The sequence below is a fragment of the Paenibacillus sp. PCH8 genome, assembly GCF_002968835.1.
Taxonomy (GTDB): Bacteria; Bacillota; Bacilli; order Paenibacillales; family Paenibacillaceae; genus Paenibacillus.
This window is the reverse complement of record NZ_PKQK01000004.1, coordinates 143531-159920: the sequence shown is the minus strand read 5'-3', so window position 1 is coordinate 159920 and position 16390 is coordinate 143531. Positions and strand designations below refer to the sequence as shown.

General features: G+C 46.5%; 14 protein-coding genes. 3 read left to right on the top strand and 11 right to left on the bottom strand.

The annotated features are described in order from the left end of the window. Window positions 1-73: 73 nt before the first annotated feature. The 5 genes from C0Q44_RS22370 to C0Q44_RS22350 all read right to left on the bottom strand — a co-directional run bounded on the left by C0Q44_RS22370 (window position 74) and on the right by C0Q44_RS22350 (window position 4843). Window positions 74-1123, bottom strand: a complete 1050-nt coding sequence (locus tag C0Q44_RS22370; RefSeq protein WP_105409441.1) for a hypothetical protein — start codon at window positions 1121-1123, stop codon at window positions 74-76. Between the two features lie 192 nt (window positions 1124-1315). Continuing rightward, a complete protein-coding gene (locus C0Q44_RS22365; protein ID WP_181151134.1) occupies window positions 1316-2608 on the bottom strand; it encodes an amidohydrolase in 1293 nt (430 codons plus the stop codon). A 78-nt stretch (window positions 2609-2686) separates the two neighbouring features. Beyond that, window positions 2687-2980, bottom strand: a complete 294-nt coding sequence (locus tag C0Q44_RS22360; RefSeq protein WP_076214685.1) for a hypothetical protein — start codon at window positions 2978-2980, stop codon at window positions 2687-2689. 74 nt (window positions 2981-3054) lie between these two features. Next, on the bottom strand, window positions 3055-4152 hold the full coding sequence (locus tag C0Q44_RS22355; RefSeq protein WP_105409440.1) for a saccharopine dehydrogenase family protein: 1098 nt from the start codon (window positions 4150-4152) through the stop codon (window positions 3055-3057). After that, window positions 4136-4843 carry a class I SAM-dependent methyltransferase gene (locus C0Q44_RS22350; RefSeq protein ID WP_105409439.1) on the bottom strand — a complete coding sequence of 236 codons (708 nt, stop codon included), beginning with the start codon at window positions 4841-4843 and terminating at the stop codon, window positions 4136-4138. The genes C0Q44_RS22355 and C0Q44_RS22350 overlap by 17 nt, the downstream gene beginning before the upstream one ends. A 129-nt stretch (window positions 4844-4972) precedes the next feature. Between C0Q44_RS22350 and C0Q44_RS22345 the strand changes: the two genes are divergently transcribed. Next, on the top strand, window positions 4973-6082 hold the full coding sequence (locus tag C0Q44_RS22345) for a helix-turn-helix transcriptional regulator (RefSeq protein ID WP_258166505.1): 1110 nt from the start codon (window positions 4973-4975) through the stop codon (window positions 6080-6082). A gap of 332 nt (window positions 6083-6414) precedes the next feature. On the opposite strand, the gene C0Q44_RS22340 is transcribed toward C0Q44_RS22345, so the two are convergent. The 6 genes from C0Q44_RS22340 to C0Q44_RS22310 form a co-directional block, all read right to left on the bottom strand. Further along, on the bottom strand, window positions 6415-7428 hold the full coding sequence (locus tag C0Q44_RS22340) for a FecCD family ABC transporter permease (protein WP_105409437.1): 1014 nt from the start codon (window positions 7426-7428) through the stop codon (window positions 6415-6417). Beyond that, entirely contained in the window at window positions 7425-8450 is a 1026-nt protein-coding gene (locus C0Q44_RS22335) for a FecCD family ABC transporter permease (protein ID WP_219845196.1), read from the bottom strand. The genes C0Q44_RS22340 and C0Q44_RS22335 overlap by 4 nt, the downstream gene beginning before the upstream one ends. 120 nt (window positions 8451-8570) lie before the next feature. After that, window positions 8571-10325, bottom strand: coding sequence for an AraC family transcriptional regulator (locus tag C0Q44_RS22330; RefSeq protein ID WP_105409435.1), 1755 nt, complete (start codon window positions 10323-10325; stop codon window positions 8571-8573). A 17-nt stretch (window positions 10326-10342) separates the two neighbouring features. Further along, window positions 10343-10537: a hypothetical protein gene (locus C0Q44_RS22325; RefSeq protein WP_105409434.1), complete on the bottom strand. Its 195-nt coding sequence runs from the start codon at window positions 10535-10537 to the stop codon at window positions 10343-10345. Between the two features lie 290 nt (window positions 10538-10827). Then, window positions 10828-11715 (bottom strand): membrane protein insertase YidC, encoded by an 888-nt coding sequence (yidC, locus tag C0Q44_RS22320; RefSeq protein ID WP_105409433.1) that lies wholly within the window; start codon window positions 11713-11715, stop codon window positions 10828-10830. A gap of 381 nt (window positions 11716-12096) precedes the next feature. Further along, on the bottom strand, window positions 12097-13716 hold the full coding sequence (locus tag C0Q44_RS22310) for a DUF4153 domain-containing protein (RefSeq protein WP_105409432.1): 1620 nt from the start codon (window positions 13714-13716) through the stop codon (window positions 12097-12099). 134 nt (window positions 13717-13850) lie between these two features. On the opposite strand from C0Q44_RS22310, the gene C0Q44_RS22305 reads away from it, so the two are divergent. Beyond that, complete coding sequence (locus C0Q44_RS22305) at window positions 13851-15656, top strand: ABC transporter substrate-binding protein (protein ID WP_105409431.1); 1806 nt, start codon at window positions 13851-13853, stop codon at window positions 15654-15656. 90 nt (window positions 15657-15746) lie between these two features. Continuing rightward, window positions 15747-16331, top strand: a complete 585-nt coding sequence (locus tag C0Q44_RS22300; protein WP_105409430.1) for a P-loop nucleotide/nucleoside kinase family protein — start codon at window positions 15747-15749, stop codon at window positions 16329-16331. The last annotated feature ends 59 nt before the right edge of the window (window positions 16332-16390 follow it).

Genomic DNA, 16390 nt, shown 5'->3' with positions numbered 1-16390 from the left:
GTATCAAATGATAGATCTTATGGTAAAGATAGAAAAAGTATTGTTATCCGTTACCTACATTAGAAAACATGAGTTAAATAGGTCGTTGTATTTTTTCTTTTCCAACAATGTATGCTCGTCTAGTCTCCGTATTTGCGTTTGAAGTTGACTGAGTAATAACTTCGAGCACAAGATAATAACCTTCGTCCTCGTCTTTAACGATATACTGTTCTCCTGTTTCTCCTCCTATCAGCACTCTATCTTCTCCCGAAGCTTCCGTTGCGCGATACCACTGATAAGAAGGAGTAGCAATATCATCCGAATCAACATCCATTAAATAGTAATCAACAGCAATTGCATTCTCCATGTAATCCTTCAATTCACCATTCAGTACATACGGCGCATCATCCACTTGTTTAAAGGTCAATACATAGTCATTGTTTTTCCCGCCAAGTGTTTTGCCTTTATATCCGTTTAACAAAGCATCCATGTCCCCCAGAGTAGGTTCCGCATTACGATCTACGTCCATACGGTTCATCTCTACATAGGTAAAGCCGCGGCGACTTACCATATTGCGAAGATAATCGAATAGGTCTGCTGCATCCAGAGAATTCACTTTACCGTCTGCATTTACATCCCCTTTTTTACTAATATAAAGTTCAATGTTATCCGTAACAGTCTCTGGTGCACCAGAGATCATATAATTCGCTTTCAATTCGATGTTGATTTTGCCGCTTTGGCGAGGAATAACCACCAATGTACTGACAGGCGTTGTCATATTCTCATCTTCTATCGTATTTACACGCACCTCAGCTATGCTGATATCACTTGAGCTGGCTGTGAGCGTACTATACTCATCAGAGCGAAAATGTGTACTTAAATTGATTCTAACTATATTATCTTTAGTTACCTCGATGGGCACATCGGGTACAAAAGAAGGATCGTTTTGTTCCGATGAATAACTTAACCAGTTGATGCCATCGTTAAGAACAGGTTGTGAAATGTTTATTACCGGACCAATGACTCCTGCATTGACCTGCGGAAGCGTTCCACCCATAGGCAATGCAATGCCCAATCCGAGCGCAGTTAACATGCTTTTTTTCAATATCGGCTTAATCCGTTTTTTGTTTGGTTTCCCCTTCAATTCATGTTCCTCCTCGTGTACATTTCAAATTTGAACAACTACATGCTCAGTATAGCGAGCCATTCTGAACCGATTCTGAACAGGTCCATGGAACTATTCCCAGTTATAATTCGACAAAAAACGCCATGGAGTAAGTCTCCATGGCGTTTTGAGCACAAATCAGTTTCCAGTTTGGATCAAATTCACCTAAAATTAAATTCCCTCAATAATTCGTTTGGCTCTAACCTTCACCTCACGGTAAAGTTCATCCTCATCGATCGTGAGCAGCTTCCTGCCTCGCATGAGGATCTGACCATTCACGATCGTGGTGTCCACATCCGCACCGTTTACACTGTATGCCAGTAGCGACTCTACCTCATGTACCGGTTGAAGATGAGGTTTCGCCAGATCAATCAGGATCAGATCAGCTTTGCGCCCCACCTCCAACACACCCACTTCATGCTGTAATCCAAGCAGATTAGCACTTCCGCGTGTAGCCATGCGTAGAACGTCCTTGGCTGGCAAGCGTGTAGGATCACCATAGTCCAGCTTTTGCAACCAGGTCGCGGCTTTGATCTCCTCGAACATATCCACGGTTGTGGCACTTCCCGCTCCATCCGTTCCCATTCCCACGTTAATTCCTTGGGCCAACATCTCGGTAATCGGAGCAATTCCACACCCCAGCTTCAGATTGCTGACCGGGTTGTGTGCTACGCCGCCACGCATACCCTTTAATCTGCCGATGTCCCTTCGATTGAGGTGAACACCATGTGCAAGCAGCACATGTGCCTGTTCGAACATACCCGCTTCCTCCAAATACTCTGTCGGTGTCATGCCATAGCGCTCACGAATCTTCACGACTTCTTCCTTCGTCTCAGCCAGATGGATATGCAGCGGGATATCCTCCTTGACAGCCATAGCAATGACTTCACGGAGTGGCTCTACGGGACATGTGTAAGGTGAGTGGGGTCCATACATGGTTGTAATTCGCCCATTGGCGGCTCCAGACCAGCGTTGCACAAGATCGATCGCCTCTTGCAACCTGCGCCCTCCATCACCCTCCATGAATACCATTCCTCGTGTCAACGATGCCCGAATACCCGTTTGCTTAACCGCTTCCGCTATCTCATTCATGTGAATGTACATATCCGCAAAGGCAGTGGTACCCGAACGAATCATCTCGGCGATGGATAACTTGGCACCCCAATAGATATCTTCCGGGTTCATCCGTGCTTCCGCAGGCAGCATTTTGCGCTCAAGCCAGTCCATCAACTTCAGATCATCCGAGAATCCCCGGAGCAGACTCATCGGTGTATGTTGGTGGGCATTTATCAGTCCCGGCATGGCAACCTTATTGCAGCCATCGATAATCTCATCTTTAGGTTGAGGAGGAATGTGGTTCGCAATCTGTATAATGCGATCTCCTTTAACACGAATATCCCCCGTGAAGGGGGCATCGGCATCTTTCATCGTTAGAATGGTCGCTTGCTGAATCAATATACTCATTATATTCACGGCTCCTCTGGATTGGTTATCGTTCCTTCCATATCCGAGGTTAAGCCTTCACGTAACGGCAAGGTCAAGTTATTTTAATTTTTGGATCGTCATCTTTCTGAAACTTTGTATAAAAGGCTTGGGATCAATTTCGACCATATATGGATACACTCCTGTGCTTGTGTGCAGATAGAAAAACCCACCTTCATCGCCCATTCGTCGAAATGACATGTCAAACACTTCCGTGATGTTGAACTCGCGGTATTTGGTCACGATTTTATCTGAATACAGAATCATGGAGCGGGCATTCATCTCAATCTCTTGAGCGAGACCCGTCACTTCTCTCTGTACTTTGTAATAAGGTAATACAGCAACGCAGTTCATGATCTCCCTCCATTCATGCCATGATTATTGTTACATCATAGCAGATCGGAGGGGACCCGCAAAAGAACATGAAACTAGGTGATCTTGGTCGTCACCCTTAGTGGCGTATGAAGTGCATCCTGAATGTCCTGCAAAGAGAGACACTGTTCAATATGAAACACACCATGCGGCAACTCTGTTTTATATACGTGTTCTGCCACGGCTGCAGCCACCGCTGCTGTCGCATCTGCTTCCTTTACGCCATCCAGCAGTTGTTCGACACGGACTTGCTCACCATTTTCCCATCCTAGGGCATCGACCTTGACCGCATACATCGGCTCTCCTCCAGGAATAAGGCCAAATGCCTTAACCGTTCCATTGCGAATAGACGGGATACGTAGCAACGAAAACAACCCTGCACGTTTGGAGATTGCCATGGATCTTGTGATCCAGCGGGAGTCCAGACAGAGTCTGGTAGATACGGTTGGAATACGTAACGTTCGAGCAACCACATGCTGATCCGAAAAGTTAAATCGATACGCCTTCCGGTTACCCAGTTCCGCTCCAAAATCAATCCATTTGCCATCTCCGAAACTTTGTACCTCAGCAGGCTTGCCCTTCTGCATCACTTGGTAGGTGGCATTCATCTGATCAACGGTCCACTCCACGGCAGCCTTCCCGTGCTTCTCTCCAAGTCCCAGCATCACGGTGATGTCTGCTTCCTCCACCTGATCCATATGCATGGTCGCTTCGCGTACAAGCAGGTTAGTTACTCCAGGTGATAATCCAACGCTGAGTATCGCGGTCGATTTGGAACGTTGCATTTGGGTGTGCAGCTGTTCAACCTGGGCAAGAAAATCATACTTTGCAGAAATATCAATATAATCGGTTCCGGCTTGTGCGCAGGCTTCAACGAACCGGGTATCGCTCTGATCAACACACATGATCACCAGCTTCACAGGCCGTAACATGGACGGCTCCACAGGTTTGGTCACATCCAGTTGAAGCGGCAGTACAGCACCACCTGTGGATCGGCTGAATTCTTCTGCACGGTTCATGCGCGTACCCGCTGCCCATACTTTACCCGGGAAAATTCTTCCCAGCTGAGTACATATCATCTGCCCCACTTGACCATATCCACCAACTACCCAGATCTGATCTTTCACAGAATTAGCGTTAGTTTCGACTTGCATAATACCCCTCCACCCAGAACGCCCCGAAGTAACGTGTAATATGTGAGAAACCGCATTCGGTCAGTAGCTGAGTCATCTCTTCAGATGATACAGGATCGGATTCACGGCCCAAGGAAGCAGCAAAGCGCTCCCACTCTTCAGGAAGGACACCTGCACTTAACATGTGATCCTTCCAAGCTTGCATCATGACTGGATGTGCAGGTGAACGAAGATCGGCATTAACAGCCGCAATGATCAGTGGTGCACCCGGTTTCAGTCTCGCTGCCAGGCTGGTGAGAAACGTTCTCTTGGCCTCCATGCCCTGAAGGAAATGCAACATGAGCATGCTTGTTGCCCCATCATATTGAATATCCTCCGGTAATTCTTCAACTGTAGTCGGGTGCAATTTCACTCTGGAACCGATGCCTGCTTCTGCGACGCGTCTCTCAGCGAGTTGTAACATGGGCTGTGAAGGATCTACTCCGGTCAATGTCCATTCGGCATGACGTGATCCAAGCAGAGCTAATTCTTTTCCCCCTCCTGCTCCGGCGATAAGTATATGAATATCATTGTTATCCGCAAATGATGCTGCAAGCAGCCGTTCCATTAGATCATGCATATGAGAATAACCCGGAATTTTCAGGGCTATCGATTGTTCGTAACGATGAACATCTGTTGTTTCCCAGCTCATCGGTGATGGATTGTGATTCATGGACACCGCACTCCTCTTGAATTGAAGTTAGACTTGACTCGTTGTTCGTCTAATTTCATTATAGAAGGATACGGCGAACCTACAATCCCAGAACATTGGGATATGCGCACAGAGAGAGGAGAAATCTTGTTGACATCACGTATTGATCGGAACCACAGACTTATCACTTCTGTTGAAAAAGGAACCTGGACCTCACGTACCTACCGGGAAGCTGTTCTCAAGCAGATCCTTACGGTTGTACCTTACGACGCATACTGTTTCACCACCGTTGATCCCCTGACTCTTCTCTCCACAGGAGCTGTGACAGAAGATGGCATTGAAGCCATTCACGATCGGTTATTCATTAATGAATACATGGAAGAAGATATACATAAATACGCTGAATTAATACGAAGCGGTGAACATACAGCTATACTTCGTGCATCCATGAACGCACACCCTGAACAAAGCCCAAGGTACATCAACATTCTTCAGCCAGCGGGGTTCGGTGATGAACTGCGCGCTGTATTGGTCAGTGGAGACGCTTGTTGGGGATATCTAACTCTGTATCGCAAGACTGAGAATTCTTCTTTTACAGAGGAGGAACGGTTGCTGATTCAGACTTGGACTGCTTCTATTGCAGCCATGCTTCGTTCCACGAGTCTGACTTTAATGGATGAGATCACGAGTGGAAGTCCCGAGGAACCCGGAATTTTGATCACCTCAGACACGTTCCAGCTCTTATCCCTGAATGCCGCGGCAGAGTATTGGCTGTCCCAGTTACGTATGCTGGAACATGTAGGGCCAGACGTTCTGCCCCGTCCGGTACGTGCAGTGAGTTCCCACTTGCAACGCAAGAATCAAGCAGAACGGGCTGATGATACTCAGATCACTCCCGACTCACCATCCAAAGTCTGCATTCAACTTCCGGATGGGCGTTACCTCATACTTCATGCCAGTCTCATGAAACAGCTCGTGGGACCCGATCAGATTGCTATCCGTCTGGAGCAGGCGATGCCGCAGGATTTGCTGCCCTTGCTTGCCGAGAGCCATGGATTATCCAGTCGAGAACGGGAACTGCTCGGTTATGTATTGCGTAGCTACTCTTCCAAAGAAATTGCTGCAGCGATGCATATCTCTGTATACACGGTTCAGGATCATTTGAAATCCATTTTCGCCAAAACCAAGGTATCCTCACGTCGCGAGCTCATCTGGTATTTCGTTTCCCGTTTCCAGCTTTCGGATGAGCCGGACATATAAATCCTGATGTAATTTCCCAATAATCAAATTGACTATCAAATAATGAGAAAAACCAAAAGGATGCCAATACGATATCCTCGTAAAGGCATCCTTTTTTATATGCTTGATATGGATAAGCATAGCGGTAATGCAGGTTAGCTTCAATCTGACCATATCATTCAGTCATCTTCATCCTGGCCATATCCTGTTTCATCTTGTTTGTATTGATTACGTTCAGGAGGCTGGCGTCACATCAATCGCGCATAAATACCGTCGCTAACCCAGCAGTCCTCATGCGTACCCATCTCGGCAATCTCCGTTCCCTCCAGTACAACGATCTGGTCGACGTGCTCCTATTTGGCTTTCGCCAGTAAATAAAGAAAATATGGAACACTAATGACTGTAATAACGATTCCTGTCGGCACATCTCCTACCAGGCTAACCGTGCGCGTAATCGTGTCAGCCGACACCACGACTAGTCCCCCGGCCAAGCTGGCAGCCGGAATGAGCAATTTATGATCGGGCCCGACCAGTTTTCTGGCCATATGCGGAGCGATCAAGCCAACGAAGAAGAAGCTTCCTCCCACGGCCACACTGCCAGAGGATAAAGCAACAGCAGCAATTGACAACCCCAAAAACTGCCGTTTCACGGAAAGACCCAGTCCTTTTGCCGTCTGATTGCCCAGTTGGAGGGCGTTCAGCATGCGAGCCTTGTAGAAAATATAGCCGAGTAAAATCAAGACCCATGGTGTCAGTATGGAAATATAGCCCCAATCATCGCCCCATAAGCTCCCCGCCAGCCAGTGCAGCATGAAGTTCATCTGCGAATCATCTAGCTTGAGTGTCAGGAAGGTCGTTAGCGCCCCATACCCGCTACCTAGCGCGACCCCGGTCAAGATCAAACCGATTGGCGAGATGTCTCGCCCACGGCGATACGATAATAAGAAGATCAATCCCGCCGCCAACAGTCCGCCAACAAAGGCCAGCAGTGGCAGGACAATAAAGGAGCCCTTTCCTGTCGAAGCAATGAATACCACAAAGAACAGCACAAACAAACCCGATCCCGAACTAATCCCCAGTGTCCCCGGACTAGCCATATCATTGCGCAGCAAACTCTGCATCACGACCCCAGCCGCTCCCATTCCCAGACCTACCAAGATCGACAGTACGATTCGTGGCAGGCGAAAATCGAACACGATCAGATTTTGCTTGTCGGTACCGCTTCCCATAAGAACGTTCAGTACTTCTAGCGGTGAAAGATTCATCTTGCCAGAATTCATGCTAATGACAGCAAACATAAGAATGAGCACCGTAAGTACTACATTGACAATGATGCCTCGTTGCACCGTATAACGCTGCTTGATCATTCAAATCCCCTCCTTTGCCTACGAGCCAAGAAGAGAAAGTACGGAACACCAATGATAGAGAATATAATGCCAATCGGTGTTTCGAACGGCTTATTGATCAAGCGACCAACCAGGTCGGCTGATACGGTCAGCAACGCACCATATAGCGCAGCTGCTGGAATAATGTACCGATAGTCGACACCGACCATGTATCGCACAATATGCGGGGTAATCAGACCAACAAAACCGACCGGGCCAACCACAACAACAGCCAATCCAGTTAGCACAAGTACGATAATTGTCGATAAACCCTTAACCAGTCCGCTGCGAATACCGAGTCCACTTGCCACATCATCCCCCAAACTGAGCAGTGTAACAGAAGGAGAAAGCGCCAGCGCCAGCAGTACACCACCAACGAATAGTGGTGAGATAATCAGCAACTCTCCCCACTTGACCCCCGCTGTACTACCTGCCGTCCAGAATGCTAATGCTCGGCCCAGGTCGTAATTGATCGCCAAATACTGACTGAGTGCGCCAAACAACATTGAGATGGACAGTCCTGCCAGTACCAGCCGCTGAGGTGTCATTCCGTGCTTGCCCAGTGACGCGGTAAAGTAAGTTATCCCGGTGGCAAGCGCTGCTCCCAGACAAGCAAACAACATCATTTGCCAATACGAATAACCCGGCAGAAAGGCCAGGCAAAGCGCAATCGCGAATGCTGCCCCAGAGCTAATCCCCATCAGCCCGGAGTCGGCCAGCGGATTGCGCGTCGTCCCCTGCATGATCGCGCCACATACTGCAAGGCTGCACCCAACGATCAGATCAGCTATGGTACGCGGAAGACGCATCGTTTGAATAATTTGATGTTCAGTGAGCATTGGATCAAATCGGAAAATAGCCTCCCATACCGTTGCTAACCTCATGTCGGCGGCGCCAAACATAATCGATGCCGCCGACATGAGAACCGTTAATCCAAGCCCTACTAGCATGTACATGGTGAAGTTCATCGCCCCACGGCGTTTTTGTTCAGGCTTGCTTTTCATCATGTTTCCCTTTCATCATCACCTATTGACAATCCAAACGAATATGGATATTAGCGTCCATAAATTCGACTGGTCATGTTTGAAAATGTGGAGTTCTCAATTAAAATTTCGTTCTAACTCTTATTTAGCTAATGCCAGCAATTGACTAACAATATAATCAATCAATGCACTGGAAGTCATTACGTCCGTGGACCAAGATAGCGAAGAATCCACCTTGACGATCCGATCATGTTGCACAGCAGGTATGGAGTTCCACACTGCATTATCAGCAGCGACGTTACCATCTCCTAAAAAGATCATATAATCCCCAGAGTAAGCGGGTAATACTTCCATGGAGACATCGCCCCAATATTTATCTGCGTCGATAATATCCGTTTGGACTTTTGGAGGTGCCTGCAATTGAAGTTCATTGTAAACAAGCTCGCCAACCGCATGCTTGGCTCCAGCTATGTAGTTACTTTTATCACTGAATTCTCCAACCGTAATCGTCACATCAGATAGGTCCGCATTCTGAATGGCTAGCTTTGATTCTTCGATTTTTCCGGTATAAGCATTCAAAACACTCTTAGCCTCTTCCTGCTTGTTCAAAACATCGCTAATAAAATGTATCCGCTCTTCTGTAGTCATATCACCATAGGGAACATAAATTGTGGGAGCAATTTTGGATAAATCATCATATGACTCATCGCTCCATGCCAAAATGATGAGATCAGGCTCAAGCGTCATGATATCTTCCGGCTCCATGGCTACTTTTATGGAGTCTGTAATCTGGTTAGCATATACAGGCTCTGTCTCGCCCCTTGCCGCTCTTGCCACACCTAAAGGAGTTACACCCAGAGCTACTACATCACCAACCAAATAATCGACTACAACTCGCTGAGGGTTGTTAGGCACCTCCACCTCTCCCTTTACTGTGGATATCGTTCTGGTCTGCGAGACGGCTTCTGAAGCTTTTGTCTCCGACCCTTCCTGTTGTGTCGTCTGCTGTGTCTGCGCAGGTGTTGTATTCGCCGTTCCCCCATTATTCGCTGGCGTCCCTGACGTACATGCCGTCAATAAGAGCATCATGCTTATCGCCGCCGCCAAAATCATTTCTTTACTTCTTAATGATCCAAACATAGTTGATTCCCCATCTCTATAAGACTTGACTAGACTCGCTAGTTCCCTCTCATCGTAAGGGAGATGAGAATCATTATCAATACCATCAACCTGCATGGATAGTGCGTTTATTTTCCGATAATCACTTGGTGTCATCTTGTAATGTTTCTTAAACATTCGAAACAGATTCTTCTCATCTGCAAAACCAGCTCCAGTTGCGATTTCTTTAACCGTCGCATCTGTATGTTTCAAGCCATGACAGGCAACTTCAATCCTTCTCTGAATGAGATACTCCTGTAAGTTCATCCCTTCCCTTTTTTTGAACAACCGCGTCAATTGTCCACCACTGATCCCAAACATATCGGCAATTTGTTGAAACATAATCGGCTCCCTGTAATGTTTATCGAGATATATCTTGGCAGAACAGGCTGGATCTGGCTGGAGATACCGAATCTCACCACCTTCCAAATCCCTGTACACCTCATGAATCAATTGATATAAAAAACTTTTGGCCTGTAGCTGGTCCATCGCCTTGCCATGTTGCCAGCCATTCATCATCCGTTGGAACCAATCGCGTAGCAAGATGGGATTACTTGGCGTATAACCAAACTGTTGAACAAATGGATTGACTTGATCCAGTAATTGCTGCAGATGTTTCTTGAAAAAGAGAGGTGATTCTGCTCTATAAAACACCATAAAGGTCTTCACAATCTCCCCTTTAGGCGTAATACTGAGCAGGCTCCCCTTCCCGCCGTGAACTAAACCGAAGCGTTCCATTGCAAATGTGGTTTCATTCAGTTGGATTTGCGCTTCTCCCCATATGCATAGATAAACATGCTACTAGGCATTTTATATTGCTCCAACGGGTATTGTGACGCTACATTCTGAAAGCGTACATCTATTAATGTAACGATAGAACGTGTCCAGATACGGGCCATCGTATCAATCATCTCCGGTGTAAATCCCTGTCTCGTTTCTTCCTCTTGCATCTATCCGCACTCCTCATTTCACTTTTTCCCATGTATATATCACTTATTAATTGATATTGATTATCAATATCATGTTTCATCAGGTAAGTATATCATCATTAAGTGATATTGGGGAACAGGAAGCGGACGTTATGCTGTTCATCAGCTTTCGCAAAAAGATCAAAAAAAGGAATACCCTATAGTACAAAAAAAGCCTGATCCATATGGATCAGGCTTCTTCATTATGTTTTTCGTGTTCATCAAGTTTCCGTAATCACCGTGTCCGCAGCCAACTGCTGCGACCAAGTTTATTAAGACTTTGCAGGTTTCCGAGAAGGTTTGGATGAGGTAGATTTTTTGTTCTTTTTCTTGCTCACTTCCACAACCACAGGCTCCTGCGGGTGTTCGACCGGGTACATTTTGCGGAATAATAACGTCTGCAACACCAGAAACGAACCCCCGACCGTCCAGTAGAGCGGCATCGCTGCCGGGGCTGAAAGAGAAAAGAATGCCATCATCAGCGGAGAAAGATATCCCATAATGGCGAACTGTTTGCGCTGCTCAGGCGCCATGTTGGCTTGTGATACCTTGGCTTGAATCAGATAAATGACTGCAACCACCACAGCGAGTACATAGTCCGGCGCTCCCAGTTTGAACCATAAGAACGAATGGGAGGACAGTTCTGGTGTAAGTCGAATGGCTGTGTAAATACCTGAAAGTATAGGCAACTGAATGAGCATCGGCAAGCAACCGATATTCAGCGGATTGAACTTATGTTTCTTGTAGAGTTCCATTGTTTCCTGAGACAGCTTTTGCTTATCAGCAGGGTCATTTTTGCCATCATATTTTTTCTTGAGTGCATCCATTTCGGGTTTCATGGCGTTCATGATCACTCGTGTTCCCTGCTGAGACTTCGCCTGGCGCATCATCAACGGCAGCAGTGCAAGTCGTATGACCAGCGTAATTACGATAATTGCAACCCCGAAGCTACCATTAAATAGGGTTGCAATGTGCTGAATGAGATACGACAGCGGAAATACGACGTAGTGATTAAAAAATCCTGGTGTTGATGAAGTAATCTCCGTTACGTTGTTGCTGCATCCGGCAAGTAGCATAACTGCAAATAAAATTGCAATCAGGCCATAGATCCGTCCTTTGCCAAATGTAAAAGTGAACCCCTTGTTAGTCTTATGTTCCATATATATCCTCCTCGTTGATTTGGTGTTGACCAATCGTTCAACGAGGCATGACAATCTGGTTCATCTTCATCGGGCGCTTCTCTTCGTCTAATCATTCTGCCCCGGTCTTCCGTCCTGTGCTGTCTGTCCAAACACAAGGCGGGAAGAGCTGGTTCAAGTCCACCACCGGCGCCACCTTCCATCCAATACTCTGTCATGCCACAGTGAAGATGGGCAATATAGGCGTAACTGACGGTGAAGATGAGTCCAATCGAGAATATATACGGCAATAATTCATGAAGTTCAAACAAGGAATTCACCCCCTTTATAAGTTCATTTTTATATTATAACACTTACATATTGTTTTGCATAAATTAACTGCTGGAAAAAGCCGTTACGGATCTATTCCGTTCTCAATTTGGACAATTCCTGCTCGGCCCTGTGTCTTGCAACATTATAAGAAGGCCATGAACGGTCTGCTGTATACATGTCCAGATCGGCTTGACGTTCCAGCATTTCTCTCTTGAGATCCGGGTACTCCTTCAGAGCAAACTCTCGAAGTAACGGAGTCGCATCTGCTGATAAACTCGCCAAGTAAGATGCATCGATCTGCCCCGTCTGATGATATCGTTCAATATTCAGCTCAGCAATCCGATTATCCATGCCTACATAATTGACCGCAACATAGGCGGTGATCGCCAGGACAATATACCAGCGAATCAGCGGGATCGACGTATATCGGATGCGCAGACCAGCGATCAGCAACAAGAGTACCATAAAGATCATGAATGCGTGTACCAAGAAGCGGATATACGTATATCCATACGCCTGCTCATAGAGATTAAGGCGCATGAACGCGGAGTACAGCATGATTGCTGAACAGCTGACCAGAACCAAGAGCAGTACCTGATGCACGATTGACCCTGCTCTTCCACTTGAACGTGTATACTGCAATGCAATAATTAGGATGAAGAAGTTAATACCCGTGACGAGAACCAATTCTGCGAATCCACTTCTTGCGTACTCTGCATAGGACAGATCTGCCGGCAGATAACCCTCACCCGCACCAAACAGGTATGAAAATTGTACGAGTACAAACAGAACGTACACACAGTTGATAACCATTAGCATGGTGCCCACAATAATCGGGTCCAATCGGAATGGTTCTCGATGAACCGGAGTGCTTGGAGGCTCGGGTGTCATCTTATTCGTAAACTGACCTTCAGTGACCGGCTTCTCAGGAGAGACTTCCTGCATATGATCACGGGTAATAACCGTGGATGCTGCTCCATTTTTCCAATGTGCGTTCGCTCTCTTCTCTGCCTCATATTGCATCGGCTGTACATATCCCCATACATAACCGAAGAACAATACACCTACAATGAAAATCCAGATGATTCTCGGCAGTCCTGGCATAAGAGTCAGCTGATTTAACCACTCCGGGAAACCCGATAGATACTCATTGAAAATTCCGTCAGCTGAAGACAGTAATGTTACCACTACGAAAAGGATTGGCAAGGATGCCACTAGGCCAATGAGCACTTTGAAAACAACCGTTTTCTGTGATTTGCCCATTCCACGTCCTCCTGCTTTTACAGCAATCGCTGCAACTGTCCCCCAGTGACGTATGGCTTGTGGCAACAAATGGTCAATAGCCGTACCAATCAAACCAATCTCCCACCACTGTCTCTGTTTTCTGCCAAGCAGATAGGTCATATGTAAGATAATAAGGCCCGGCACAGCCAGGAAGTTAAGCACACGTAGCAGTTCATTATCGTGTAACAGGAATGTTAGCGACAACAAAAGCACTATGCCAGCTACAAAAGCATCAATTGCAGTTAGCACTCTCATACGATCTCTGGCAAAGAGATACATGAAACCATAGAATAGAACTATAAAAATGGGATACGAGACGCCAACCTCATGGCCATAAAACAAATACTGGTGAATAACAGCCAGTATCCATGCCGATAGTAACGTGATTAAAGCGCGGTGTGGTGAAGCCATTATTTTATCAATCATGGGAAAAACCTCCATTAACCTTTCTATGCTTTATTCTAGATGATAAAATAGGAATATAAATAGAAATTAAAGTCGATAAAACTTCTTATTTTAATATATTACGTCAGAGATCGCCTCCAGGAGGGAATCCACACTTGAAATTACATCAGCAATACCTGCTACTTCATAACGAATATGGTCATCAGACAGAACATGAAATTACACTTGCAGATCTCGCCCAACTGCTCGACTGTACGCACCGTAACACACTAACCATTGTCAAAAAGATGGTTACTCATGACTGGATTAACTGGGTTTCCCAGCGAGGGCGCGGTCGACGCTCTTCACTGACCCTGCTTGTTCCGGCAGATCAGATCGCTGCAGAATACATGATGCAAGCCATGAACCGACAGGAGTTGCAGAAAGCCGCTGAACAGGTAAGAGCTTTCTCCAGTTCAACCACCATGCAGGATCATCTAAACCAATGGTTGCTTGGATATTCAGGCCATCATACAGAAGCGGGTACGAATAATGAGCGGATCGATACGCTTCGGTTGCCCCTTCGCCAACAACTTCATGCGCTTGATCCGCTGTACATTAATCTACTGGCGGAATCCTTTGTCACCAGTCATGTCTTCGATGGAGTGGTTCAGCGGGGCGAACAGGGTGAGATTCTTCCCTGTTTGGCTCATACCTGGGATGTCAGTGAAGATCGGCAGACCTGGATCTTTTATTTACGAAAAGGCATTACTTTTCACAATGGTCAGATGCTGACGGCTCATGATATTGTGTATACGTTCGAACGAATACAATCCACAGATCGCAGAACACTTTACCGTGATGTAAGTAAACAGATTCTTTCTATTGAAGCGGTCGATTCCTTAACCGTGTGTTTCCAGCTTAAAGACCCTCACGAATTGTTTCTGTCCTTTCTTACAACAAGTCGTGCGGCGATTGTACCTTTATTAGGAAAAAACGAACAGAACATGAAACATGCGGGTGATGTGCATGGGATGCAAAAACCTGTTGGAACAGGGCCGTTCAAGGTCACTGCCTGGAATGATCATTTGTGCAGACTTGAAGCCTTCTCATCGTATTTTCAGGGTAGAGCACATATGGACCGGGTAGATATCCTGCAAATTCCGTGGAGTGCCTCGGCAAAAATGGATGATAGTCAAGATATCGAAACTCCATTCTTCCATCTTGTTCATAATCCGCCTTCGTCCGAGGGTGCCGATTGGACACAGATTAGTGCAGGTGTGATGGTTCATAAATTACTTACGTGTAATACGCAAAAAATCGGACCGTTAAACGATCCGGAAGTAAGAGCACACATCAAGTCATGCCTTGCTGGAATGTATAGAGATGACGGACATACAGATGACTCTGAGGTCGTGGTTCCTGATTCTAGTAAAGTGAGTACCCAGATGGTTCAGGTTCACTCGGCGGAATCTAGCGATCTATCTCAACAACTCACTGCCACTCATCCCGTCTCCCTGCACATCGCAACCATTCCACAATATCGCAGGGATGCCCAACATCTGGCGTCCGTGCTGGAGCAACGCGGTTTCTCCTGTACCGTCCGTACCGCTACAATGGAGCAATTCAAAGGAAATCTGCGGCTGGAGTCTGATCTGATTCTCTTCTCGCTGATTCGGGACAGGGACGAGGAACTACGCAGATATGATCTTTACTCCACGTTGTCTGAGCATCTTGAAGATTCTACTCGAAGAACGATCCATGAGATATTGCAAACCATCGTTGCCTCTCCAATCGCAGCAGATCGAACTTCTGAATTAGACCGAATTGAGCGATTCTTGATTGATCAGAATTTACTGTTCCATTTATCCGAGAAACCGGTAGAAACCGCTTATCTGCCTTCCGTGCGTGGTCTATCTTTTAACAGTCAGGGCTGGGTGAACCTGCGTCATATCTGGTTTCCTTCGCAGGTAATCAAGTGAGACTACCATGTGGACTATGCTAAAATAAACAAAATAATATTAGCTTACATTCCACACGATCTTCTAACATACTGAGGAGGCATTACATTCATGAGCAAACTAATTTTCTTTCTCGGCGGGGCTGGGAGCGGTAAGACTACACTTGCCAAAACTCTCTCCCGTAAACATAAAGCTGCTTTCTTCGATATGGATATCCTGCTTCGGCCAGCGGCTGAGGCGATTATGACTCTTCAGGGACTCGACCCATCCGACCGGGATTCGCCTGAATACAAACGGCTGTGCCGTGATCTTGGGTACCGCATTACGATGGACGCCGCTCTGGATAACGTGCAGTTGGGTATTGATACAATCGTTGTGGGACCATTTACCAAAGAAATTGAAACTCCCGATTGGATTACTCAGGAACTTTCACAGATTGGGCGCACCCTGAATGATACCGATGTTCGAGTGGCCTATATTTATCTGAAAAATGAAGCCATGTATCACGAGCGGATCACAGCGAGACAATCCCCACTGGATGAATGGAAGTTAGCCAACTGGGATACGTTCACAGCTTCTCTCGTCCGAAAAGAAGTGGCCTGGCCGCTCCCTGCTGCATCCGTCGCCTATATTGACAACTCCAGTGGTGATCCTGCGATTGCCTATGCCGAACTTGAACGACGGATGTACGAGTAAAAAGAAAATACCTCACTGCCACCTTACTTTGATATTAGGTAGTGTAATCGTTACTCTCA